Origin of the sequence: Spongiactinospora rosea (assembly GCF_003315795.1) — a bacterium.
Lineage (GTDB): Bacteria > Actinomycetota > Actinomycetes > Streptosporangiales > Streptosporangiaceae > Spongiactinospora > Spongiactinospora rosea.
In genome coordinates, this window is the sequence record NZ_QMEY01000019.1 from 59272 (window position 1) to 81932 (window position 22661).

Genomic DNA, 22661 nt, shown 5'->3' on the forward strand with positions numbered 1-22661 from the left:
GGCGACCGGGCCGGGCAGGTCATCGTCGCTCGGCGCGACCTCCCCACGTACTACGGTTCAGGCTATCGGGTGGCCGGGGACGTGGTCCTCACCGCCGCCCATGTGATCGAGCATCACCAGAGCATCCACGTGCGCTTCCCCGGCGGGTCCGGGCGCAAGGTGCCCGCCCGGTGGCTGTGGAGCGAGGGCGACATCGCCGTACTCGCCCTGGAGGACGACGACGGCGCCGGAGACGAACTCCAGCCGGTGCCCTACGGGCTCGTGGAGAAGCGCGGCGGCGGGCTCGCCTGCGGGGCGGTCGGCTTCCCCGCGTTCAAGATGCGCGACCGGCGGCGGGACAGCGTGCAGCTCAGCGGCACCATCTATCCGCTGTCCAACCTCGCCACCGATACCTTGCACATCGTCGTCGACAACGCCCCTGGCGGGGCTTCCGTCACCTCCTGGCAGGGGATGTCGGGTGCCGCCGTCTTCGTGGGCTCCCGGCTGGTCGGTGTCGTCACGGAGGTGTTCGAGCGCGAGGGCCCGCGGCACCTGACGGCCAGGCGTGCCGAGTGGGACTGGACGCCGCGGCGGCGCGACCGGATCGGCTACCACCGGCCGGTGAGCGTCAACCCCGCGCCCCCGCGCGACCTCGGCATGTACACGGCGCTGGTCCGTGACCTGGCCCCGGCGGGCGGGCTGCGCGACCGTGAGCGCGAACTCGCCGAGCTGGCCGCCTTCTGCTCCGGCGAGGAGGTCTATCAGCACTGGCAGGGCGAGCCGTGGTCGGGGAAGACGGCGCTGATGTCCGCCTTCGTACTCGATCCGCCGCCCAGGTCGCGGGTGGCGGCGTTCTTCGTCAGGGGCCGCCTGGGACACCAGCACGGCGACGTCTTCCTCCAGGCCGTGTGCGAACAGCTCCTGGCCATCGCCGGGGAGTCGCCGGGCGTGGCGGCCGGTACGTTTCGTTCCTGGCACCTGAGCGGCCTGCTGGAGCGGGCGGCCGACCGCTGCCTGGAGAACGGGGAGCGCCTGTTGCTCGTCGTGGACGGGCTGGACGAAGGGCCCGGCGTCGCCGCGTTGCTGCCGCGCCGCCCGCCGGACAACCTCCGGGTGCTGGTCACCGGCCGTCCGCGTCTCGAACTCCCGGCGGACCTGCCGCCCGACCACCCGTTGCGCACCTGCCGGGTCAGGACACTGACGCCCACCGGCCAGGCCGCGCACCGGGAGTACGAGGCCACCAGTGAGCTGGGGCGGCTGCTGGGGACGCGGCGGAAGGTCACGCTGCTGGGGTTCCTGGCCGCCGCCGGGGACGGCCTGACCGCGCGGGAGCTGGGCGAGCTGGCCGGGATGCCACGGGGAGAGGTGGAGTCCCTGCTGGACGGCCCGGTCGTGGCCAGGACGGCGGGGTACGCCTCCGACGCCGAGATGTTCGTGTTCGCCCACGAGACCCTGCTCCGCACGACCGAGCATGAACTGGCCGCCGACCTGCCCGGCCACCGGGCCCGCATTCACGAATGGGCCGACTCCTACCGGGCCCGCGGGTGGCCGCGGGACACGCCGCAGTACCTTCTGGGCGCGTACGGCGGGCTGCTGACCGACACGGGCGACGCCTCGTGGAGCGAGGAACGGCTCACCGCCTACGCCCTGGACGCGGCCCGCCACGAGCGCATGACCCGCCTGGTGGGCGGGGAGGCCGCGGCGTTGCGCGAGATCGCCGCGGCCCGGAGGCCGGCCCTCGATCGCCCGCGGGCCGATCTGGCGGCCCTGGTACGGCTGGCGATCGCGGGCGACCGCGTGCACGGCGCGGGCGCCTCCGTGCCCGCCGAGCTGCCCGTCCTCTGGGCCAGGCTGGGCCACGGCCCCCGGGCCGCCTCCCTGGCCCAGGCGATCATGGACCCGTCCGAGCGCGCCCGGGCACTCGCGGCCGTGGCCAAGACCCTCGCCGGCGAGGGCGACCCCGCCACCGCGGAAACCGTCGCGCGCACCATCGAGGCACCGGAACGGCGGGCCTGGGCGCTGGCCGCGATCGTCCACGCCCGGGCCACGGCGGGCGACCTCACCACCGCCGAGTCCCTGGCCGAATCCATCCGGACCCCCGAACGACAGGCCTGGGCCCTCGCCGCGATCGCCAGAGCCAGCCCACCGGACCGCCCGCGGCCACCTGGCCACGCCGAGGGCGTCGCGGACGCGCGCCCGCCGGATGCGGCGCGGTTGCTGGAGCGGGCTGAGGAGGCGGTGCAGGATGTCGTGGATCTGCGTCGGCGGGCATGGGCGCTGGCCGCTCTGGCCGAGGCGGCGGCCGTGTGCGGGGACGTGGAGCGGGCGGAGAGGCTGGCCGATCGGATCCCGCTCGCCGATCACCGGGTGCGGGCCCTGAGCGCGATCCTGAAGGCGACCGCCGGGGAGGACCCCGCGCTGACCCGGGCCGTGCTGGGCCGCGCGGAGGCGACGGCGCAGGTGATGGTCGGCGTGGGCGGGCAGGGCTGGGCGCTGAGCGCGCTGGCCGAGGCCGTCGCCCACTGTGGCGACACCGCGCGAGCCGAGGCCATGGCGCGCGGCCTGCCCACGCCGTACGAACGTTCCCACGCGCTGGCGGCCGTGGCGGGCGTCCTCACCGAGGCCGGAGACACCGAGCGCGCCGAGCGGGTGGCCGACTCGGCGCCCGTGTCCCTCCTGCGCGCGCAGGCGCTGGCCGCCGTGGCCGAGGGGATCGCCGGGCGGGGCGAGCGCGCACGGGCGTCGCGGGTGACCGAACGGGCCGCGGCCCTCGCGTACTCACTCGCGAAAGGGGGCAGAGGCGGGCGGGCCCTGGTCGCGGTGGCACGGTCCTTCGGCGCGTGCGGGGACGGCAGGGCCGAGCAGGTGGCCCGTTCCATCGACGCCCCGCACTACCGGGTCCAGGCACTGATCGCGGTGGCCGGGGCGGCCCTGGAGCGCGGCGAGCAGGAACGGGCACTGGCACTGGCCGGGGAGGCCGAGGACCTGGCCAGGTCCGCCACCCCCGCCTCGCGGCAGGCGCAGGCCCTGGTGGCCCTCGCCCAGGCCGTACGGGACCCGGCGCTCGCCGAGACCTTCGCCTGCGCGATCCCCCGCCCGGCCGTGCGTGCCAGAATCCTGGTCGAAGTGATCCGGACGATCGCCGCGAGCGACCCGGCGAAGGCCGAGGCGGTGGCCCGCGCCCGGTTCCCCGAGCGGGAGGAACGCGAAAGGGCGCTGACGGCGGTCGCGGAGGCGCTCGCCGTACGGGGCGACTTCGATCGCGCCGAGCGGCTGGCCCTGTCGCTGCGCGGCGCGACCGGCCGCGCCCAGGCCCTGGCCACGCTGGCGCGGGCGCTGCCCGACCCCGACCGGGCCTGGGCGGTGGCCGGGAAGATCCCGCACGCCGACCGGCGCGGGCAGTCGTGGGCCGGGGTGATCGAGGCCATGGGCGCGGCCGGGTCGCTGGGCCGGGCCGTGGGGCGGCGGCTGCGCGCGTTGCAGGCCCCCGACCAGCGCGCCCAGGCGCTGATCGGGCTGGCCAGGGTGGCCGCCGGGCAGGGCAGGGCGGCGCTCGCAGGGCAACTGGCCGAGGAGGCCGAGCCGTTGATCGACCGCACCGCCACCCCGGGCCGGAAGGTCAAGCTGCTCGCGGCGCTGGTGAAGGTCCACCTGCGTACCGGCCGGGAGGACCAGGCCAGGCGCCTGGCCCGCCGGATCTCGCCGCCCGAGGCCCACGCCGCGGCGCTGGCGGAGGTGGCGGCGGCGTCCGCCGTGCGCGGGCGGGTGAACCAGGCCCTGCGCGTGATCAGAAGGATCGAGGCCACGGAGCACAGGGCGCGGGCGTACGTGACGCTGGTCAAGGCGCTGGCGGACGGGGGCGAACCGGCCACCGCCGCGTCCATCGCCCGCAGGAGCATCCCCACGGCCGACCACATGGCCCGCGCGCTGGCCGTACTGATCCGCGCCGACCCCGGCGGCGGGCGAGTCGCCGCGGCGGCCGTCGAGCAGGCCGGGCTGCTGGTCCCCGCGCGTGTCACCAACCCGGGCGAACAGCTCATGGCCTTCACCGACCTGGTGCGGGTGATCGCGGACGGCCCCGGCCCGCGGGCGGCGGGTCCGCTCGCGGACAAGGTCGCCGCGATGGCCGAGACCGTCGAGGACCCCGAACGGCGGGCGCAGATCCAGATCGCCCTGGCCCGGGCGGCCGATCCGGACCGCGCCCGCCGCCTGCTCGCGGACGTCCTGACCGGCCCGTCCTGGGCGGCGGCGCTGGCCGCCCTGGGCGACATCGACCCGGACGCCCTCGCCGTGGCCGCCGGGGAACTGCGCCCGCCGCCGGACGGAGGTGACGGGCGGTGACATCGAGGAGGGTCTCGGCTACGCGCTGGAGGACGACCCGGCGGTGGCCGCCGCGACCCGCGAGGAACTGCTCGCGGGCGCGCGGCGGCGCGGTGCCACGCTCGCGACGGCCCATCTGACCCGCCCGTTCGTCGGCGCCGCCGAGGCCGGTGTCCAGAGGCAGGTGCCTAGCGGTACACCCTGGCGCGCTTGATCTCGGCGGGGAGCACCGGCTTGCCGTCCACCGGCGGGGTCGGGCCGTCGGGCGTGGGCTGGATGCCGCCCGCCGCGATGCGGTCCAGGGCGCCGAGCCCGGCGGCGTCGACCGTGCCGAAGACGGTGTACAGCGGCGGCAGCCCCGAGTCGCCGTAGACCAGGAAGAACTGGCTGCCGTTGGTGTCGGGCCCGGCGTTGGCCATGGCCAGCACGCCGCGGGCGTACGTCTTGCGGGTGCCCGTGGTGTCACCCGGCCACGGCGGCAGGTCGGTGGGCAGTTCGTCCTTGTAGCGGTAGCCGGGGCCGCCCTCGCCGGTGAAGCTCGGGTCGCCGCACTGCAGGACCTTCAGCCGGTCGTAGGCGGTGAGCCGGTGGCAGGCGGTGAAGTCGTAGAACTTGTGCCTGATCAGGTGGACGAAGCTCTGGACGGTGCAGGGGGCCTTGGCCGCGTTCAGGGTCAGGCCGATGGGGCCGTGGTTGGTCTTGAGCACCGCGTGGACGGGCCGTACCGGGGTGCGGCGCGGGTCGGGCGGCAGCGGCACCCTGCGCACGGGCGGGTCGTCGGGGGTCTGCGTGTAGGCGCAGGGGCCCTTGGTCGTCCTGGGCGGCTTGGGCCCGCCGGCCGAGGCGGGCAGCGCGCCCGCGGCGACCAGCGACCCGGCCGCCACCGCGGTGACCGCGAGTCGTAACAGCGCTCTGCTCGGCATGGTGTCCTCCATGGGGGGTGGCCCGACGGCTCCCTGAGGTTTATTCGATCTATTGCACGCCGTCAAGGGTCCCTGTCTCCGGGCCGTCGGCGAGGCGGGTCAGAGGTACGCCGGGCCTGCCGCCGAGGGCGGCGCTGACCAGGCCGCTGACGCCGGGCAGGGCGGTCAGCCGGATCCCGGCCCGGCGGACGAGCAGGCCGGCGGGCGAGGCGGGCAGGAACCAGGCCGCTCCGCGCCGGGCGCCGCGCTGCCGGGAGGCGACGATCGGCCGCCAGACGCGCTCGTAGGCGGCGAGCGCGGCCTGGACACCGCCGGCGGTCTCCAGCCGCCGCGCCAGCAGGTGACCGCCCGCCAGCGCGAGCGACGCGCCCTGGCCGGCCAGCGGGGACACCGCCGCGCACGCGTCGCCGAGCAGGGTGACCCTCCCCCGGCTCCACCGGGGCAGCTCGATCTGGGCCATCTGGTCGTAGTAGACGTCCCTGGCGGTGGGGAGCCGGTCGAGGGCGCGGGGCACGATCCAGCCCAGCGACCCGTACTCCTCGCGCAGTGTCCTGCGTACGTCGGCGGGGAGGCTGGGGTCGCCGGTGCGGTGCACGGCGAAGGCCGCCACCCTGCCGTCCGCGACGCCGTACACGCCGAGTTGCCTGCCGTAGGAGTCGGTGCAGCAGAACCGGCCCGCCAGCAGCCGGTGGACCTCCGGGTCCTCGAACAGCCAGGCGGCCATGTGGAAGCCGAGGTGGCGCAGGTGACGACGCTCCGGCCCGAAGATCATGCCCCGGACCGCGGAGTGGACGCCGTCCGCGCCGACCAGCAGGTCGGCCTGCTCCGCCGTGCCGTCGGAGAGGGTGAGGCGCACCGGGCTGCCCGCCTCGCCGGTGTCGTCCACGGATGCGATCGTGCGGCCGTAGCGGAGGTCGACGTCTCCGGCGATCCGCTCGCGTACCGCCAGTTCGATGTGCGGGCGCAGCACGGTCAGCAGCCGCCCGCGCATGGCCTTGGAGAAGCCGCGCTGGTCCAGCCCGGCGACCCGGACGCCGGACGCGTTCACATAGGTCCATTCGCGGACGGGGTGGCTCAGCTCCTTCAGCCGGGGCAGCGCGCCCATCAGCTCGGCCGCGTCGTATCCCAGGCCCCAGAAGTCGATCATGTAGCCCTGCTCGCGCGGCGCGGGGGCCTTCTCCACGACCACGACCCGCCAGCCCTGCGCGCCGAGCCGCTGGGCGAGGCCGAGCCCGGCGATTCCCGCGCCGCAGATCACGGCCTTCATCGGGATCGCCCTTCGGACGGGCGGCGGGGAACGAACCGCACGAACGCGATCCGGCGTCCCACCTCCTCGAAGTCGGCCGGGCCGCCGTCCACCTCGAACCCCATGAAGCGGGCGAGCCTGCCCGCCAGGCGGGGATGCCTGCTCCCGTAGCGGGCCATCAGGCGCACGCCCTCCTCGGGTGACAGCGGCTCGGCGGTCATGGGGCGCGGGCGCGCGCCGAGCCGCACGACCACCTCGGGGGTGCGCACGACGTTGCGGTACCAGTCGGAGCGGATGCCGTAGCCGGACGGGCCGATGTGCGCGCCGGTGGCCGGGTCGTGCTCGATCGCCTCGATGACGACCTGGCGGGGCTTGCCGCTGACCCGGCCGATGTGGGTGAGCAGCATGAGCCGCCCGCCGAACAGCCCGCCGAGGCCCGCCCGGAACAGCAGGACGGGCAGCCGGAACGCCAGCCGGCGCAGGCCGGTGGGCGGGGCCGGTGTCGCGATCCGCCTCATGATCACCTCCTGGTGGCTTTCTTGGACGTCCGCCTTGGGCAGTTGCCCAAAGACTAGCATGGCCTCGCCCGGTGCTACTTTCAGGCGACCGGGTGCGAGGAAGGGCGGAGATGGCGGAAAGATCGGCGGATCGGGGGCGGGCCACCCGGCAGCGCCTGCTCGTGGCGGCCGGTCCCCTGGTCGGCGAGGTCGGCTGGGGCGGCGTTACCACCCGGCTGGTCGCCGAGCGGGCGGGGCTCGCCCCCGGCCTGGTCCACTACCACTTCGCCTCGGTGACCGACCTGCTGATCGCCGCCTGCACGGCGCACGCCCGCACGATGCTCGACGAGACCGCGCGGCGATTGACCGCGCACACCGACGTGGCCGCCGGGATCACCTGGCTGCTCGGGGAACTGTCCCGCTACACCGGGGCCGACCCGTCCTCGCTCCTGCTCAACGAGGCGTTCATGGCCGCGGCCCGGGTGCCCGCGCTGCGGGCTGAACTCGCCGGGCTGCTCGCCGACTTCCGCGCTGAGGTCACCGGCTGGCTCCGCCGCGAGCGGCCCGAGGCGGACGCCGAGGCGCTGGCCGTACTGCTGGCCGCCGTGATCGACGGCATCATGCTGCACCGAGCCGTCGACCCCACGACCGACCTGCGGGCCCTGGAAGAGCCGCTACGCCTGCTGTTCACCGGACACGCCTGACCCCCCGGGACACATCGCACGCCAGGGCCGGACGCCGAAGCGCCGACCGTACTGCCGACCGCCGCCGATAACGGCACCATGCCGCACTGAGCCGTCGACCCCGCGGCCGAAAGGCCCCTGCGCCTCTGCTCACCGGACACGGCCGACCCCCCGGATATCGCACGCCGAAAGCGGGCGCCCCGGCCGATCTCGTGACCGATCTGCGGGCTCTGCTCGAAGCCGGCCGCTGGTCATATCGCCCGGCGATAACCGAAATGGATTGTTGACCGGCCTCTGACCCCCACCTAGCATCCGAGCCGCAAGGTCGATCGGCCGGAGCGGCATGTCCGGCCCCCTGTCGCGGCGGCCGGAAAGAGGCATCGTGAGGTCTTCCAAGGCATCGGCGGCGGCGTTCGCGCTCACCGCGGGAATCGGCGTCGCGGCGGTCCCGGCGCAGGCCGCGGCGGACGGCCCGGTCACGGTCACCGCGTCCGGCTACCACAACGGCCCGGTGCGGATCGACGTCACCGAGTCGGGCGACAACTACATCCTGAACGACCTGACCCGCCCTGGCACCCGGTGCGGCGCCGCGGACGGCAGGCCGTTGTCCGTCCCCAAGGACAGCCTCCCCGGGCCGGTCAACGAGACCTTCGCGGCCTGCGTGGACATCATGTACGGCGCGCAGCGCCAGTGGGACATGCTGCGCGACTGGCTGGGCCGCAACGGCCCGCAGGGCAACGGCCGCAACGCGCCCGCGGTCTACGACCCCAGCGGGCGCGGCCCGATCTGGGGCGGGTACGTGGTGTTCACCACCATGCCCACCGGCGGGCGGGCGCCCGCGACGACCCTGGATCTGGTCGGCCACCAGTTCGGCCACGTCATCTACCAGTCCACGCCGGGAGGGACGGGCTCGGGCAACGAGAGCGGCGGCCTGTTCGAGGGCGCGGCTGACATCTTCGGCGTGCTCACCGACCACTACGCCGACCATCCGCGAAACCGGCCCAACTACCTGATCGGCGACTCCCCCAGCCTGATGGGGGACCGGCCGCTGCGCAACATGTACAACCCGAGCCTGCTCGGCGACCCGAACTGCTACTCCACCGCGATCCCCAGCACCGAGGTGCACGCCGCGGCCGGCCCGCTGAACCACTGGTTCTACCTGCTGGCCGAGGGCGCGAACCCGGGCGGCGGGAAGCCGTCCAGCCCGGTCTGCGCCGGCGAGCCGACGGCCGTGACCGGCATCGGCATCCGGCAGGCGGGCCGGATCGTGATGAACGCGCTGCTGCGGAAGACCTCCCAGTGGAACTACGCCAAGATGCGGGTGGCCTCGGTGTCCGCCGCGATCGATCTGTTCGGTCCCGGTTCGCCCGAGTGCCCGGCCACCAAGGCGGCCTGGCGGGCCGTCAACGTGCATCCGCAGCCGGGTGAGCCGTCCTGCGCCGACCCCTCCCCCGCTCCCTAGCGGGCGCTCCCGCCGTGCCCGTCCGGCGAATGCGGCCGGAAACGGGCGATGGAACCGTTACGCTGTCGGCCCGAGGACTTTCAACGGCCGACCAGCCGGGCTCGCCATTCCGTGATACGCGCTAGCATTCCATTAAGCGGAATTGCGAGGAGAGAATGCAGTGGCTGATGCCCAGTCCCCCGTGGGGAGCGTCGATCGTGCCCTGTTGATCCTGCAGGAGATCGGCAAACACAGCAGAGGGATCACGCTGGACGAACTCGCGACCCGGCTCGGCCTGCCCAAGAGCTCCCTGCACCGGCTGCTCGGCGCGCTCAAGCACCGCGGGTTCGCCGCGCAGCCGGAGAGCAGCGGACCGTACTTCCTCGGCACCGAGATGCTGGCCACGGCCTTCCGGTTCTACGAGACGATGGACCTGCGCACCCTGGTCCGGCCGCTGCTGCTGCGGCTGAGCGAGGAGTTCGCCGAGACCGTGCACATGGCCACGCTCGACGGCGGCGAGGTCGTCTACCTGGACAAGGTGGAGGCGATCCGGTCGATCACGATGACCTCGGTGATCGGCGGGCGCAACTCGGCGCACTGCACCGGCGTGGGCAAGGCGCTGCTGGCCTGGACGTACCCGACGGACGAGGCGCTGCGGGCGTGGGCGGACCGGTACGGCCCGCTGGGCACCCGGACCCGCAGCACCATCACCAACCCCGCCAAGCTGGCCACCCACCTGGACCAGGTCAGGCAGCGCGGCTACGCGCTGGACCTGGAGGAGAACGAACCGGGGGTGCGGTGCGTGGCGGCCCCGGTGTTCATGGGCCGGTCCGCCCCGGTGGCCGCGGTGAGCGTCACCGCGATCAAGGACCGCATGTCCCCGGCCAGGATGGAGGAGGTCGGCCAGGGCCTGCGCCGCGCGATAGCCGAGCAGGTCTGAGCCCGCGCACAAAGGGGCCGTATGCGGCGGGGCGGGGTCCGGCGCCCCGGCCCCGCCGCGTGTTCAGCCCTTGACCGCGCCGGTCAGCGCCTGGACGAAGCGGCGCTGGCCGACCAGGAACACCACCAGCACGGGCAGCGTGACCATGACCGCGCCGGCCATGACCGCGGGCCAGTTGGCCCGGTGCAGCCCCTGGAAGGTGGTCAGGCCCACCTGAAGGGTGTAGTTGGCCTCGGAGTTGATCGCCACGAGCGGCCAGAACAAGTCGTTCCAGGCGGTGATGAACGTGATGATGGCCAGCGCGGCCAGCGCGGGCCGCGCCACCGGAAGCACGACCCGGAAGAGCACGCCGAGCCGGGAGCACCCGTCGATCCGCGCGGCCTCCTCCAGTTCGCCGGGGAAGGACCGGAAGAACGACGTCATCAGGTAGATGCCCACCGCCGAGCTGAGCTGCGGCACGATCAGCGCGCCCAGCGTGTCGGTGAGCCCCACCTTGTTGAAGATCAGGAAGGTGGGGATGACGGTGAGCTGGAACGGGATCAGCGAGGTCGCGATGACCAGCACCAGCGCGACCCTGGAGCCGATGAACCTGATCCTGGCGAACGCGTAGCCCGCCATGCTGCACAGCACGACCTGCGCGAGCACGATCGAGGCCGACACGATCAGGCTGTTGAGGAACCAGCGGGGGAAGTCGGAGCGCTCCACGACGCTGCGGTAGCCGTCCAGGTCGATGGCCTGCGGCCAGAACGCCGGGGGGAAGCGGTTCAGCTCGGTCTGCGTCATCACCGAGCTGAGCAGCAGCCACACGAACGGCAGCACGGTGACGATCGACATCGGCAGCAGGATCAGGTGCCACTTGCTGGGCAGCCTGAGGCGCCGCTCGCGTCGGCTCATGCCTTGGCCCTCCTTCGCAGCAGGACGACCAGCCCCGCCAGCAGCATCAGCAGCAACATCCCGGCGAACAGCGTGTACGCCACGGCCGCGCCGTACCCGGCCGCCGAGAACTTGAAGACCAGCTGCCAGACGTAGTAGACGATCGTCACGGTGGAGTTGGCCGGGCCGCCCTGCGTGGTGGTCATCACCAGGTCGAAGAACTGAAGCGCGTCGATCACGCCCCAGACCGCCAGGAAGATCGTCATCGGCCGCACCGACGGCACGATGATGTGCCGGAAGGTGGTCCACCGCCCGGCGCCGTCCATCGCGGCGGCGTCGAGCACCTCCTTGCTGATCTCCTGGATGGCGGCCAGGTAGATGACCACGGTGAACCCGAAGCGGGTCCACAGGAACACCGCGGTCAGCACCAGCATGGCCTGCGACGGGCTGCCGAGCAGGCCCTGCACCGGCAGCCCGAGGGTCGCCAGCACGCCGTTCAGCAGCCCGAAGTCACGGTCGAAGATGTAGCCCATCAGCAGGCCGACCGAGGTGGCCGAGACCACGTACGGGACCAGGAAGCAGGTGCGGTAGAAGCCGATCCCGCGTACCTTGCGGTTCAGCAGCACCGCGACCGCCAGCCCGATGACCAGCGACGCCGGGATGTAGAGGACCACGATGAGCCCGGTGTTGCGCAGCGCCTGGAAGAACACCGGGTCCTGCAGCAGCGCCTGGTAGTTGGCGGCCCCGACGTTGTTGCCGTCCCGCATCAGGTCGGAGTCGGTGAACGACAGGGCCAGCGCCCAGGCCATCGGGATCAGCGAGAACCCCAGCAGGATCAGCGTGGCCGGGCCCGCGAACGACCAGCCGGCCACGTGATCACCCAGCTTGCGCCGGTTCCAGCCGAGCGCGTGGCGGGCGGCGGGGGCGCCGGCCGCTATGCCGCTCACGATCCCGGTACGGCCAGCGCCGCCTCCGACTTGCGGACCGCCTCGTCCAGCGCCGTCTTGACGTCGGACCTGCCGAGCAGGGCCTGGGCGACGGCCTCGGCCACGAAGGAGGACACCCGCGGGTACTTGGTGGTCGGCGGCCGGACCCGCTTGGCGTTGGCCAGGTTCTCGGAGATCACCTCAATGCCCGGATATTTCGCGAGATAGTCCTTGTATCCGGGCAGCTTGCCGATCGATTCGCGGATGGGCAGCGAGCCGGTGTCGGTCATCCACACCAACTGCCGCTCCGCCGAGGTCAGCCAGGTCAGGAAGTCCGCGGCGGCCTTCACCCGGCGCTCGTCGTGCTTGAACACGACCCAGTTGTCGGGTCCGGAGACCGTCTCGTGGTTGCCCGCGGTGCCCGGCAGCCGCACGACGCCGTAGTCCAGCTTGGCCGCCTGCAGGTCGGGCAGCACCCACGGGCCGGACAGGAACATGCCGATCCGGTCGGACTCGAACAGCTTCTGCGACTTCTCGGCGGGCGTGCTGTCGAGGTAGATGGACTTGTCGACGACCGCCATGTCGCGCAGCAGGCCGAGCGCCTTCTGCCCGGCCGCGGAGTTGAACACGGCCTTCTTGTGGTCGGGGGACAGGATGTCGCCGCCGTTCTGCCAGACCAGCGGCCAAAGGCCCCAGACCGCCTCCTCGCCGCCGGTGATCGGCCAGGTGGTCCCGAAGGCCCCCTTCTTCACGTCGGTCGTCTTCTTGGCGGCGGTCCTGAAGTCCTCCCACGTCCAGTCGGGCGTGGGCTCCTTGACGCCCGCCTTGGCGAACATCTTCTTGTTGTAGAGGACGACCATGTTGTCCACCACGGCGGGAAAGCCGATGACCTTCCCGTCGATGGTGACCGCCTCGCGCTCGCTGGCCCAGAAGTCCTGCCAGCCCACGGCCGGGCTCTTGACGAACTCGGTGAGGTCGGCGGTCTTGGGGTTCCTGGCCACGTTGGGCGCCCAGGAGCCGTAGAGGTAGGCGATGTCGGGGTAGGCGTCGGAGGTCAGCGCGGCGGTGATCTTGGGCAGCATGCCGTCGGGGGTGACGCCGCCGGACTCGGCGCGCACCTTGACGCCGTGATTTCCCTTGTTGTACTCCGCCACCAGCTTTTCGAGCGACTTGGCGGCCACTCCCGGCTGGCCGTGCCAGAGCGTGATCTCCACGGGGCCGTTCGCGGGCTGCTCGTCTCCTCCACCGCAGCCCGCGACGGCCAGGGACAGGGCGGTCAGCGCGGCCAGTACGGCCGGCCGTGTCGCGCCCCGCCTCATCGGACGCCCTCCGGCATGAGGTCGCCGTGGGCGGCGATCATCTCGTCCACGAGGTCGTGGATCTGCTGGAGGGTGAGCGTGGCCGAGGCGTTCGGGTCCATCATCGCCGCGTGGTAGACGTGGTCCCTGCGGCCTTCGAGCGCGGCCCTGACGGTGAGGTCGCCGACGTTCAGGAACGTCTGGTTCAGCGCGGCGAGCTGGGGCGGCAGTTCGCCGACGCGGGTCGGGCGCACCCCCGCCCGGTCCACCAGGCAGGGCACCTCCACGCAGGCGTCGGGCGGCAGGTTGGTGATGAGCCCGTCGTTGCGGACGTTGCCGTGCAGGACCCGGGGCGTGCCGGTCTCGATGGAGTGGATGACCTCCGAGGCCAGCTCCATCATCGGCTCGATCTCGACGCCCTCTCCCGCGTCGAGCCTGCGCCTGGTCTCGGCGTAGGTGTCGAGATTCTCCTCCGACCAGCGTAGGTAGACCTCCACCGGGATGCGGAAGTGGGCGACCTGGTCATCGTGGTGCAGGAACCACGGAAGGTACTCCGAGCCGTGCTCGCTGGACTCGGTCGGGAAGTGGCCGAAGCGGCGGTACATCTCCACCCTGACGGTCCGGCGCAGCTCGGGGTCGCGCTCGATGACCTCGTCCAGGACCGGGTAGAGGTCACGGCCCTGGTGCTCGAAGCGGAGGACGAACGCCTGGTGGTTGGCGCCCGCCGTGACGAAGGAGACCTCTTCTTCCGGTACGCCGACCAGCGAGGCGAGCCGTTTCTGGGTGTCGCGCACCGAGTGGCACAGGCCCACCACGCGCTTGAACGGCGTGCCCTGGTAGACAGCGCGGGGGATCATCGCCATCGGGTTGGTGTAGTTGAGCAGCAGGGCGTCGGGGGCCAGTTCCGCCAGGTCGTTGCCCAGCCCGACCATGACCGGGATGGTGCGCAGCGCACGGAAGATCCCGCCGATGCCCAGGGTGTCGGCGATGGTCTGGCGCAGGCCGTAACGGCGCGGGATCTCAAAATCGGTGCGGGTGGCCGCGTGGCCGCCGACCGCGATCTCGTTGATCACGTAGTCGGCGCCCGCCACGGCGGCGCGGCGGTCGGCGTGCGCCTCCACCTTGGCTCCGCCGCCCAGCTCGGCGACCATCCACTCGGCCATCGCCTCGGCCGTGGCGAGCCGCTGCGCATCGATGTCGTGCAGGACCAGCGTGGACTCCCCCAGCCCGGGGAGGGTGAGGATGTCGGAGAGGACGTTCTTGGTGAATTCGACGCTGCCCGCGCCGATGAAGACGATGCGTGCCACGAGGTACTTCCCTCCACAGAGCACGGCGGGCATTTGGGGCCGCCCGCTGCGTGCGGTGAGTATAGCCATCCATCCGCCATGCAGACCAGAATTCCACATCACGGAAAGATTGATTGAACGTTCAGCGAACAGGTGGATCTAGCCGTCTATCAGGTAGACGGATCTCTTGACGTCAAGGTATTCATTGACAACATCCTTTCTCCGTGTATTTTTCTAGATCACGGAACTTATTTCCACGACACGGAATGAGAGTGAGTGCATGGCCAGTCCTCGGAAGCTCTTCACGCGAGTGGCGATGGTCGCGGCCCTGGCCGCCGCCATGGGCCCGCTGGCGACCTCCACGGCCGCCGCGGGCACGGACCCCGCGCCCGCGAAGGGCCCCGCGGCCGGGAACGCCATCTGGCGCCCGCCCCTGGACAGCCGCTGGCAGTACCAGCTCCAGGGCAACGGTGACTTCCCCGCGACGGGCGGCGTCAACGTCAACGTATGCAAGGTCGTGCAGCCCGGTGGCGAGTGCGTGCGGCCCACCGTGTTCGACATCGACCTGTACGCCGCGCAGGAGGTCACCGGCAACAACCACACGCTCAACACCGCCGCCGTCAAGGCCATCCATGCCAACGGGGCCAAGGCGATCTGTTACGTCGACGCGGGCAGCATCGAGAACTACCGGCCCGACTACCAGCAGTTCCTCGACTGGCACAACGCCCATGGCAAGTCGCTGCTGGGCAAGCCGTTCGACGAGCACTTCCCCGACGAGCGCTGGGCGAACATCAACAACGACAAGGGGCAGCGCGACTTCCTGCTGAAGATGATGGCGGCCCGCGTGGACAAGTGCGTCCAGGCCGGTTTCGACGGCGTCGAGTACGACGTCGTGCACGCGTACGAGGAGGAGAAGACCACCACCGGCTGGAAGATCTCCTACGACACTCAGCTCATCTACAACCGCGCGCTGGCCAAGATCGCCCACGACCGGGGGCTGTCCGTCGCGCTGAAGTACGACCTCGACCAGATCAAGGACCTGTTGCCCGACTTCGACTACGCCGTCGACGAGTCGTGCTACCTCCAAAACGAGTGTGCCAAACTGCTGCCCTTCGTCAAGGCGGGCAAGCCGGTGTTCCATGTCGAGTACCAGAGCGATCCGGCCGAGTATTGTTCCGACCCGATCGTCCGGCAGTTCAACTCGATCAAGAAGCCCGAGGACCTGAGCCTCTACGACGACTTCCAGCCCTGTAGCTGACCCCGCACGGTGGCCCCGCTCCGCGCGGGGCCGCCGCCGTGCGCCGGCACCGCACGGCCGGTGCCGGGCAAGGGGGCGTCCGCTGTGCTTCACGGGATGAGCAGCGCCTTCACCGGTACGGTGCCGCCGTTCATCAGCTCGGTGAAGACCTTGGCGCCGTCTTCGAGCGGGAAGGTGCCCACCCAGCTCAGGTCCCAGCCGCCGACCAGCTCGGTGGCGGCGGCGAAGTCGGCGTCGCCGTACGCGAACGACCCGAGCACCCGCTGCTCGCCGCGGACCAGGCCCGCGGCGTCGAAGCCGGCCGTCGCGTCGGCGAGGCCCAGCCAGACCGCGGTCCCGCCGGGCCGCAGCAGCGCGAGCGAGGCCCGGTGGGTGCCCGCCGTGCCGACGGCGTCGAAGACCACGTCGTACTCGCCGGTCAGTTCGTCCACCGCCGCGTGCGCGCCCAGCCCGGCCGCGATCGACCTGCGGTCCTCGGCCCGGTCGGCGACCTCCACGCGGGCGGCCCCGCCGGAGAGCGCGACCTGGGAGCAGGCCAGCCCGATCGCGCCCGCGCCGATGATCCCGACGCGGGCCCCGGCCGGCGCGCCGGCCAGCGACCAGGCGTGCACGGCGTTCGCCACGGGTTCCACCACGCCGGCCGCGGTCCAGGACAGGCCCGCGGGCATCTCGGTCAGGGCGCCGGCCGGTACGGCCACCCGCTCGGCGAACCCGCCGGGCGTGTGGACCCCGACGATCCGCCGCCGCCTGCACACGTTGCGCAGGCCGAGCTCGCACACGTCGCAGTCGCCGCACGACAGGATCGGGTTGACGATCACCTGCCGCCCGTCGTCGGTACGGCCCGCGAACTCGTGCCCCATCACCAGCGGGGGCACCCGGAAGCCGGGCGTCTTGACCCCGTGGAGTTCGCTGCCGCAGATGCCCGAGGCCATCACGTGCACCAGGACCTCGCCGGCCCCGACCTCCGGCTCGGCCACGTCGCGCATCTCCACGGTGCCCGGCGCGGTGAAGACCAGCGCCCTCATCGACGGCCTCCCGCCACAGGATCGGCCGGCCTGGCGAGTCTCATACACAACCCCGATTCCGTATAGCAGAATACGATTCCGAATGAGCGATAGAACACCAGCAAGCAGTGTCGCTGTCAAGAGTCATCGCAGCTTCACCACATGTTCCGTTATATGGAACGCTAGTGCATGATACGGAATCAGATGCTAGCTTTCAGGGGATGAGGAAGGGAACGTCATGCGCGGACTCGCCGGCAAGAGAGTGCTGATCAGCGGGGGCAGCAGCGGCATCGGCGCGGCCACCGCCCGCCGGTTCCTGGAGGAGGGCGCCCACGTCGTGCTCGGCGGCCTCGACCAGGCCGAGGTGGACCGCACGGTGGGCGAGCTGTCCGTGCTGTCCGTGCCGTCCGGCTCGGTGAGCGTGACCGGCCTGGCCGGTGACGTCAGTTCGGAGGGCGGCGCGGCGGCGCTGGTGGACGGGGCGATCAGCGCGCTGGGCGGGATCGACGTACTGGTCAACAACGCGGGCACCGCCTGGCGCGAACCGTTCCTGGAGATCACCCCCGCGCACTGGGACCGGATCATCTCCGTCAACCTGCGCGGCATGTTCCTGGTCGCCCAGGCCGCGGCCCGCCACATGGTCGAGCGCGGCGCGGGCGGGGTGATCCTCAACATGTCCTCCACCAACGGGCTCGGCGGCGAGGCGGACTACGCCCACTACAACGCCTCCAAGGGCGGCGTGCTGCTGCTCACCAAGACCATGGCGGTCGAGCTGGGGCGGCACGGCATCAGGGTCAACGCGCTGTGCCCCGGTTACATCAAGACCCCGCTCAACGCGCAGATCTCGTCGGGGCTGGCCGACGACTTCGTCTCCGGCTACGAGCGCGACCACATCCCGCTCGGCCGGGCCGGGCTGGCCGAGGAGGTCGCGGCCGGGTACGCGTTCCTGGCGTCCGACGACGCCTCGTTCGTCCACGGCACCGAGCTGGTGATCGACGGAGGCCAGCTGGCGATCATGTGATCGCCCGTCGCCGTACGGACCCGCGGGTGTGGCCCGGCCCCGCAGCCTATATGATCACCGGAGCCATCGGACGAGCTGGTACGGAGGTCATGGAATGGCCGACGAAAGCGCCTCGACGCCACCCGCCACACCGGAGGGCCGGTCCGCGCCGAAGATCAACACCAAGGTGGCCCACCCCGCCCGTATCTACGACTACTACCTGGGCGGCAAGGACAACTTCCCGGCCGACCGGGAGGCCGCGGAGAAGATGATCTCCGCCACCCGGGGCGGCGTCCGGGCGGGCGCGCGGCAGAACCGCGCGTTCCTGGTGCGCGCCGTACGCGCGCTCACCGAGGCCGGGATCACGCAGTTCCTGGACATCGGCACCGGGATTCCGACCTCGCCCAACGTCCACGAGGTCGCCCGGCAGGCGGTGCCCGACGCCCGGGTGGCCTACGTGGACAACGACCCCATCGTCCTGGTTCACGCCCGCGCGCTGATGACCGGCACCGGCGGGACCAGCATTATCCAGGCCGACCTGCGCGAGCCCGACGCCATCCTTGAGGACCCGCAGACCCGCGCCACGATCGACTTCGACCGGCCGGTGGGCGTCCTGCTGGTGGCGGTGCTGCAGTTCTTCACCGAGGGCGACGACCCGCACGGCCTCGTACGCCGGCTGCTGGCCGCCGTCCCCTCGGGCAGCCACCTGGTCATCTCGCACTACACCGCCGACTTCAACCCCGCCGCGGCGACGCGCGGCGCGGTGAGCGCCTACGACAAGGCCACCGCTCCCCTGGTCCCGCGAGGCCGCGAGGAGGTCGGCCGCTTCTTCACCGGGCTCGACATGCTCGAACCCGGTGTCGTGCAGGCCTCCCAGTGGCGGCCCGACGGCCCGGTACCGGACATCCCCGGCGGCCACCCGTGGGTGTGGGCGGGCGCGGGCGTCAAGCCCTGAGCGGCGGGGGGCTCAGCCCGGCTCGGTGGCGCGGGCCAGCACGATGCCGCCCACGATCAGCGCGAGGGCCGCGGCCCGGGCGAGCGTGACCGGGTCGCGGTGGATTACGACGCCGAGCACGACGGCCCCGACCGCCCCGATGCCGGTGAACGCCGCGTAGGCGGTGCCGACCGGCAGCGTCCGCATCGACAGCGACAGCAGGTAGACGGCCGCGGCGGCGAGCGCGAAGCAGATCAGCGTGGGCAGCGGCCTGGTGAAGTTCTCCGTCGGCTTGATGCTCTGCGACCAGGCGATCTCCACGGCTCCCGCGGCCAGCAGCAGGGCCCAGCTCATCAGTGCTCACCTCCCAGCGTGCGGGCGGCGCGCAGCGCGGCGGCGTAGGACTCCTCATGCTCGGCCCGCAGGTGGGCGAGCGCGGGATCGACGCGGGAGTTGGTCAGTTCGGCGTTGACGAAGACGGCGTCCCGCACGGAGAGGTGCCCGGCGAGGAAGTCGCGCAGGTAGCGCTCCTGGTGGTCGTAGGGCTCCTTCGGGGTGCCGGGGCCGTACGCGCCGCCGCGCGCGCTCGCGATCACGAACCGGCGGCCGGCCAGCGACATCCTGGGGAACGTCACCTGGTCGATCCACGCCTTCAGCGTGGCCGGGACCGAGTAGTTGTACATCGGCGTGGCGATCAGCACCACGTCGGCGTCGACCAGCTCGGTGAGAAGTGGTTCGACGATCGCCCAGGCGGCCTCCCCGGCCGGGCCGCGGACCGCCTCCTTGAGGCGATCGAGGTCGGTGATGCCGTGTTCGAGGACGTGATCGCACAGCTCGGTCCATGCCTCGCCGGGCGGGGGGACGGGGTGTTCGTGCAGGTCCCGGTAGGTGTAGTCGCCGTCGGGGTGGGCGGCTCGCCAGGCGTCGGCGAACGTGCGTCCGAGGTGGCGGCTGAGCGAACGGCGGCGGGCGCTCGCGTCCAGGTGCAGCAGTGCGGGCATGGGTGGCTCCTTGCCGTACAAGTGGACACTATGTCCGCTTGAGACTGTAGCGGGCAACCGGACATTGTGTCCAGTTCTCTGGTTGGGCTACAGTCACCGGCATGCGACGCCGTACCGACCTGCTGTCCGCAGAGCCGGCACCCGAGCGGGCGGACGCCGCCCGCAACCGGGCCAAGGTCCTGCGCGCCGCCGCCGGCCTGTTCGCCACCCGCGACCCGCGCGATGTCACCATGGACGAGATCGCCAAGGCCGCGGGCGTGGGGCGCGGCACCCTGTACCGGCGCTATCCCGACACGGGCTCGATCGCGCTCGCCCTGCTCGACGAGCACGAGCGCGACCTGCAGGGACGACTCCTGCGCGGCGATCCTCCACTGGGGCCCGGCGCGCCACCGGGACGGCGGCTGGCCGCCTTCTACGCCGCGATGGTCGAGCTGCTGGAAAAGCACGGTCACCTGGCGCTCGGCGCGGAGGTGGGGCGGCTGCGATACACCAGCGGCGCGTACGGCTTCTGGCACGCCCACGTCCGCGCACTCCTGGTCGCCGGAGCGGTCCCCGACCCGGACGCCCTCACGGACACGCTCCTCGCCCCGCTCGCCGCCGAGGTCTACCTCCGACAACGCGAACGCGGGCTCACCCCCGCCCGGATCGCCACCGCACTGGCCCGCCTGGCCGAGGGCGTACTCCCGCCGGACTGAGCCGCCCGGTCAGGCCGGGCGCGGCAAGCACATGGTCATACCGCATGAAAAACGGCTACGCCTCCTGCTGGGCCGGTCGCTCATATATGAATGAGAGGACGACTCGCAGACAGGAGACCCCACGATGCGGGAAGTGATCGGGGCGGGCATCCCGGGGGGCGCGGCGTGACCGTCGGCAGAGCAAGCGGCTCCTGGGCGGGCGCGGCGATCGTACTGGCGGTGGCCTTCGGGGCGGGCCTGGCACTCCAGCCGCTGCTCCCGGGGCTGCGGGTCTCCCTGTGCGAACTCGTCGCCGTACGGCGGGCGGCGGTCCCCGTCCCCCCGCAGAACGCCACGCCCCAGGAGACCGTCACGGCGTACCTGCGCGCGGTGGCGGCCAGGGACGACGACGCGATCCAGGAGATGAGCACGCCTTCGTTCCTGCGCGCGCATGGGGCGCGGGGGCACGGCTGCGAGTACCAGAGCCTCACCCGCATCCGGGTCGGCGAGCCGCACCCTGACACGGTGCCGGGGTTCCGGCTGGGAGCGGGTGTTCCGGCCGAGTGCTGGGTCATCCAGGTCGACACGGGCCCAGAGCCCGACGGCCCCCGTGCCTACACCTTCCTCGTCGCCCGCGACACCCCCGCCGAACGCTGGCGAGTAGCCGACTTCAGCCACGGCTGACCCACCCGGGCCCAGTGCGGACAAGGATCGCGCCCCATGACCGGGGCCATTGCGGCGATCACCTATATTCCCTACTATTTCTGTCGGTTTTACTTTAGCTGTCGGAAAAGAGGGAAATATGGGCAGCGAAGACCGGAGCGTGAGCAGGCGGGAGATCGCCGTCAAGGCCGGGGGCGTGGCTGCGGCGGCGGCCGCTGGAGCGGTACTGCCGGGCGGGGCGGCCGAGGCCGCGCCGGAGGAGCAGGAGTTTCGTGCCGCGCCGGGCAAAGGCCGCCCCGCGCGGCCCAATGTGCTGGTCATCCTCGGGGACGACCTGGGATGGGCCGACCTCGGCTGCTACGGTTCGCCGCACATCCGCACCCCGAACCTGGACCGGCTGGCCCGCGACGGCGTCCGCTTCACGAACGCCTACTCGGCCGCGGCGGTCTGCTCCCCCACCCGGTTCGCCCTCTACACCGGCCGCTACCCCGGACGCCTGCGCGGCGGCCTGGAGGAGCCGATCGCCCGCCCGGGCGAGCAGCTCGGCATCCCGCCGGACCACCCCACCCTCGCCTCCCTGCTCAAGGGCGCCGGGTACGCCACCGCGATGTTCGGCAAGTGGCACTGCGGCTTCCTGCCCTGGTACAGCCCGCTGAAGTCGGGCTGGGACGTCTTCTTCGGCAACCTCTCCGGAGCCGTGGACTACTACTCCAAGATCTCCTCCACCGGAGTGGACCTGTACGAGGGCGAGGTCCAGGTCGAGTCGCTGGACTACTACACCGACACGATCGCCGACCGCGCCGCCGAGTACATCCGCCGCAGGCACGACGGACCGTGGCTGCTCAACCTCAACTTCACCACCCCGCACTGGCCCTGGGAGGCCCCGGGCGACCGCGAGGTCAGCGCGGAGATCACCGCCAGGGTCAAGGCGGGCGACTCGGGCGCGCTCACCCACCGCGACGGCGGATCGCTCGCGACCTACCGCAAGATGGTCCAGAGCCTGGACTCCGCGGTCGGCCGCGTCCTGGCCGCGCTGCGCTCCTCCGGCGCCGAGCGCAACACGATCGTGCTGTTCAGCAGCGACAACGGCGGCGAGCGCTGGTCCTACCAGTGGCCGCTGAGCGGCGGCAAGGGCGGCCTGAACGAGGGCGGCATCCGGGTGCCCAACATCCTGCGCTGGCCCGCCGCGATCCACCGGGGCCAGGTCGGCCACGTCCCGGTGATCACCCACGACTGGACGGCGACGATCCTGGAGGCGGCGGGCGTACGGCCTGCGGCCGGGCACCCGCTCGACGGGCACAGCCTGCTGCCGTACCTGCTCGACGGGGCCCGGCCGCCCCGGCGCGACCTGTTCTGGCGCACCAGGTCCGCCCGGGCACTGCGCCGCGGCGACTGGAAGTACCTGCGCACCGGCTCCGGCGAGGCATTGTTCAACCTGGCCGCCGACGTACGCGAACAGGCCGACCTCGCCGAACGCGACCCCGCCCTCCTGACCGACCTGCGCACCACCTGGGAGAACATCGACAAGACCCTCCTGCCCTACCCCACCTGAACGCCCCCGGCCTGACCTATGACCTCAGGCCCCGACAAGCCCGGCTGACGGGGCGCGGCCCGTCAGCCGCCAACGGCGATCGGCCCCGCATCGGGTCGGGGACCGGCCGGAAGTACTGGGGGTGGGGGTGGGGATCCTGCTTTTGGTCGTGGTCGGCGGTGGG

At 72.3% G+C, this 22661-nt stretch carries 21 protein-coding genes; 11 read left to right on the forward strand and 10 right to left on the reverse strand.

Features of this window, described 5'->3' with window-relative positions:
- The first annotated feature begins 21 nt into the window (after positions 1 to 21).
- On the forward strand, positions 22 to 4320 hold the full coding sequence (locus DP939_RS32310; protein ID WP_263972362.1) for a trypsin-like peptidase domain-containing protein: 4299 nt from the start codon (positions 22 to 24) through the stop codon (positions 4318 to 4320).
- The gene (locus DP939_RS32315) at positions 4307 to 4513 is read left to right on the forward strand and encodes a hypothetical protein (protein ID WP_199565562.1); all 207 of its coding nucleotides are present in this window, start codon (positions 4307 to 4309) and stop codon (positions 4511 to 4513) included. Before DP939_RS32310 ends, DP939_RS32315 begins: the two co-directional genes overlap by 14 nt.
- Here DP939_RS32315 and DP939_RS32320 read toward each other — a convergent pair.
- The 3 genes from DP939_RS32320 to DP939_RS32330 are packed head-to-tail and all read right to left on the reverse strand — an operon-like array spanning position 4488 to position 6986.
- Positions 4488 to 5222 carry a peptidylprolyl isomerase gene (locus DP939_RS32320; RefSeq protein ID WP_113984706.1) on the reverse strand — a complete coding sequence of 245 codons (735 nt, stop codon included), beginning with the start codon at positions 5220 to 5222 and terminating at the stop codon, positions 4488 to 4490. The genes DP939_RS32315 and DP939_RS32320 overlap by 26 nt on opposite strands.
- 49 nt (positions 5223 to 5271) lie before the next feature.
- Positions 5272 to 6489, reverse strand: a complete 1218-nt coding sequence (locus DP939_RS32325; protein WP_113984631.1) for an FAD-dependent monooxygenase — start codon at positions 6487 to 6489, stop codon at positions 5272 to 5274.
- Positions 6486 to 6986: a nitroreductase family deazaflavin-dependent oxidoreductase gene (locus DP939_RS32330; protein WP_113984707.1), complete on the reverse strand. Its 501-nt coding sequence runs from the start codon at positions 6984 to 6986 to the stop codon at positions 6486 to 6488. The genes DP939_RS32325 and DP939_RS32330 overlap by 4 nt, the downstream gene beginning before the upstream one ends.
- A gap of 110 nt (positions 6987 to 7096) precedes the next feature.
- Here DP939_RS32330 and DP939_RS32335 point away from each other — a divergent pair, with 110 nt between their 5' ends.
- From DP939_RS32335 to DP939_RS32345, 3 genes are all read left to right on the forward strand, one after another.
- On the forward strand, positions 7097 to 7669 hold the full coding sequence (locus DP939_RS32335; protein WP_113984632.1) for a TetR/AcrR family transcriptional regulator: 573 nt from the start codon (positions 7097 to 7099) through the stop codon (positions 7667 to 7669).
- 361 nt (positions 7670 to 8030) lie between these two features.
- Entirely contained in the window at positions 8031 to 9110 is a 1080-nt protein-coding gene (locus DP939_RS32340) for a M4 family metallopeptidase (RefSeq protein WP_158578811.1), read from the forward strand.
- 160 nt (positions 9111 to 9270) lie between these two features.
- On the forward strand, positions 9271 to 10029 hold the full coding sequence (locus DP939_RS32345; RefSeq protein WP_158578812.1) for an IclR family transcriptional regulator: 759 nt from the start codon (positions 9271 to 9273) through the stop codon (positions 10027 to 10029).
- A 63-nt stretch (positions 10030 to 10092) separates the two neighbouring features.
- Here DP939_RS32345 and DP939_RS32350 read toward each other — a convergent pair whose 3' ends face one another.
- The 4 genes from DP939_RS32350 to melA are packed head-to-tail and all read right to left on the reverse strand — an operon-like array spanning position 10093 to position 14433.
- On the reverse strand, positions 10093 to 10923 hold the full coding sequence (locus tag DP939_RS32350) for a carbohydrate ABC transporter permease (RefSeq protein ID WP_113984635.1): 831 nt from the start codon (positions 10921 to 10923) through the stop codon (positions 10093 to 10095).
- On the reverse strand, positions 10920 to 11849 hold the full coding sequence (locus tag DP939_RS32355) for a carbohydrate ABC transporter permease (protein WP_113984636.1): 930 nt from the start codon (positions 11847 to 11849) through the stop codon (positions 10920 to 10922). The genes DP939_RS32350 and DP939_RS32355 overlap by 4 nt, the downstream gene beginning before the upstream one ends.
- Positions 11846 to 13147, reverse strand: coding sequence for an ABC transporter substrate-binding protein (locus DP939_RS32360; RefSeq protein ID WP_113984637.1), 1302 nt, complete (start codon positions 13145 to 13147; stop codon positions 11846 to 11848). The genes DP939_RS32355 and DP939_RS32360 overlap by 4 nt, the downstream gene beginning before the upstream one ends.
- Positions 13144 to 14433, reverse strand: coding sequence for an alpha-glucosidase/alpha-galactosidase (gene melA, locus DP939_RS32365; protein ID WP_225878635.1), 1290 nt, complete (start codon positions 14431 to 14433; stop codon positions 13144 to 13146). The genes DP939_RS32360 and melA overlap by 4 nt, the downstream gene beginning before the upstream one ends.
- A 259-nt stretch (positions 14434 to 14692) precedes the next feature.
- Here melA and DP939_RS32370 point away from each other — a divergent pair, with 259 nt between their 5' ends.
- The gene (locus DP939_RS32370) at positions 14693 to 15670 is read left to right on the forward strand and encodes an endo alpha-1,4 polygalactosaminidase (RefSeq protein ID WP_113984639.1); all 978 of its coding nucleotides are present in this window, start codon (positions 14693 to 14695) and stop codon (positions 15668 to 15670) included.
- 89 nt (positions 15671 to 15759) lie between these two features.
- Here the strand turns inward: DP939_RS32370 and DP939_RS32375 are convergent, their stop codons facing one another.
- Positions 15760 to 16695 (reverse strand): zinc-binding dehydrogenase, encoded by a 936-nt coding sequence (locus tag DP939_RS32375; RefSeq protein WP_113984640.1) that lies wholly within the window; start codon positions 16693 to 16695, stop codon positions 15760 to 15762.
- A 217-nt stretch (positions 16696 to 16912) separates the two neighbouring features.
- On the opposite strand from DP939_RS32375, the gene DP939_RS32380 reads away from it, so the two are divergent.
- Positions 16913 to 17695, forward strand: a complete 783-nt coding sequence (locus tag DP939_RS32380) for an SDR family NAD(P)-dependent oxidoreductase (protein WP_113984641.1) — start codon at positions 16913 to 16915, stop codon at positions 17693 to 17695.
- A 94-nt stretch (positions 17696 to 17789) separates the two neighbouring features.
- The gene (locus DP939_RS32385; protein ID WP_113984642.1) at positions 17790 to 18629 is read left to right on the forward strand and encodes an SAM-dependent methyltransferase; all 840 of its coding nucleotides are present in this window, start codon (positions 17790 to 17792) and stop codon (positions 18627 to 18629) included.
- A 12-nt stretch (positions 18630 to 18641) separates the two neighbouring features.
- Here the strand turns inward: DP939_RS32385 and DP939_RS32390 are convergent, their stop codons facing one another.
- A complete protein-coding gene (locus tag DP939_RS32390; protein WP_113984643.1) occupies positions 18642 to 18962 on the reverse strand; it encodes a DMT family transporter in 321 nt (106 codons plus the stop codon).
- The gene (locus DP939_RS32395; protein ID WP_113984644.1) at positions 18962 to 19609 is read right to left on the reverse strand and encodes an FMN-dependent NADH-azoreductase; all 648 of its coding nucleotides are present in this window, start codon (positions 19607 to 19609) and stop codon (positions 18962 to 18964) included. The genes DP939_RS32390 and DP939_RS32395 overlap by 1 nt, the downstream gene beginning before the upstream one ends.
- Before the next feature lie 101 nt (positions 19610 to 19710).
- Here DP939_RS32395 and DP939_RS32400 point away from each other — a divergent pair, with 101 nt between their 5' ends.
- From DP939_RS32400 to DP939_RS32410, 3 genes are all read left to right on the forward strand, one after another.
- A complete protein-coding gene (locus DP939_RS32400; RefSeq protein ID WP_113984645.1) occupies positions 19711 to 20304 on the forward strand; it encodes a TetR/AcrR family transcriptional regulator in 594 nt (197 codons plus the stop codon).
- 165 nt (positions 20305 to 20469) lie between these two features.
- Positions 20470 to 20967 (forward strand): hypothetical protein, encoded by a 498-nt coding sequence (locus DP939_RS32405; RefSeq protein WP_113984646.1) that lies wholly within the window; start codon positions 20470 to 20472, stop codon positions 20965 to 20967.
- A 118-nt stretch (positions 20968 to 21085) separates the two neighbouring features.
- Complete coding sequence (locus DP939_RS32410; protein ID WP_113984647.1) at positions 21086 to 22498, forward strand: sulfatase-like hydrolase/transferase; 1413 nt, start codon at positions 21086 to 21088, stop codon at positions 22496 to 22498.
- Positions 22499 to 22661 lie beyond the last annotated feature (163 nt).

Coding starts and splice junctions, on each gene's coding strand:
- DP939_RS32330 (WP_113984707.1), bottom strand. CDS start 6,986: ATGAGGCGGATCGCGACACCGGCCCCGCCCACCGGCCTGCGCCGGCTG.
- DP939_RS32400 (WP_113984645.1), top strand. CDS start 19,711: ATGCGACGCCGTACCGACCTGCTGTCCGCAGAGCCGGCACCCGAGCGG.
- DP939_RS32320 (WP_113984706.1), bottom strand. CDS start 5,222: ATGCCGAGCAGAGCGCTGTTACGACTCGCGGTCACCGCGGTGGCGGCC.
- DP939_RS32380 (WP_113984641.1), top strand. CDS start 16,913: ATGCGCGGACTCGCCGGCAAGAGAGTGCTGATCAGCGGGGGCAGCAGC.
- DP939_RS32385 (WP_113984642.1), top strand. CDS start 17,790: ATGGCCGACGAAAGCGCCTCGACGCCACCCGCCACACCGGAGGGCCGG.
- DP939_RS32360 (WP_113984637.1), bottom strand. CDS start 13,147: ATGAGGCGGGGCGCGACACGGCCGGCCGTACTGGCCGCGCTGACCGCC.
- DP939_RS32410 (WP_113984647.1), top strand. CDS start 21,086: ATGGGCAGCGAAGACCGGAGCGTGAGCAGGCGGGAGATCGCCGTCAAG.
- DP939_RS32390 (WP_113984643.1), bottom strand. CDS start 18,962: ATGAGCTGGGCCCTGCTGCTGGCCGCGGGAGCCGTGGAGATCGCCTGG.
- DP939_RS32370 (WP_113984639.1), top strand. CDS start 14,693: ATGGCCAGTCCTCGGAAGCTCTTCACGCGAGTGGCGATGGTCGCGGCC.
- DP939_RS32395 (WP_113984644.1), bottom strand. CDS start 19,609: ATGCCCGCACTGCTGCACCTGGACGCGAGCGCCCGCCGCCGTTCGCTC.
- DP939_RS32335 (WP_113984632.1), top strand. CDS start 7,097: ATGGCGGAAAGATCGGCGGATCGGGGGCGGGCCACCCGGCAGCGCCTG.
- DP939_RS32325 (WP_113984631.1), bottom strand. CDS start 6,489: ATGAAGGCCGTGATCTGCGGCGCGGGAATCGCCGGGCTCGGCCTCGCC.
- DP939_RS32350 (WP_113984635.1), bottom strand. CDS start 10,923: ATGAGCCGACGCGAGCGGCGCCTCAGGCTGCCCAGCAAGTGGCACCTG.
- DP939_RS32375 (WP_113984640.1), bottom strand. CDS start 16,695: ATGAGGGCGCTGGTCTTCACCGCGCCGGGCACCGTGGAGATGCGCGAC.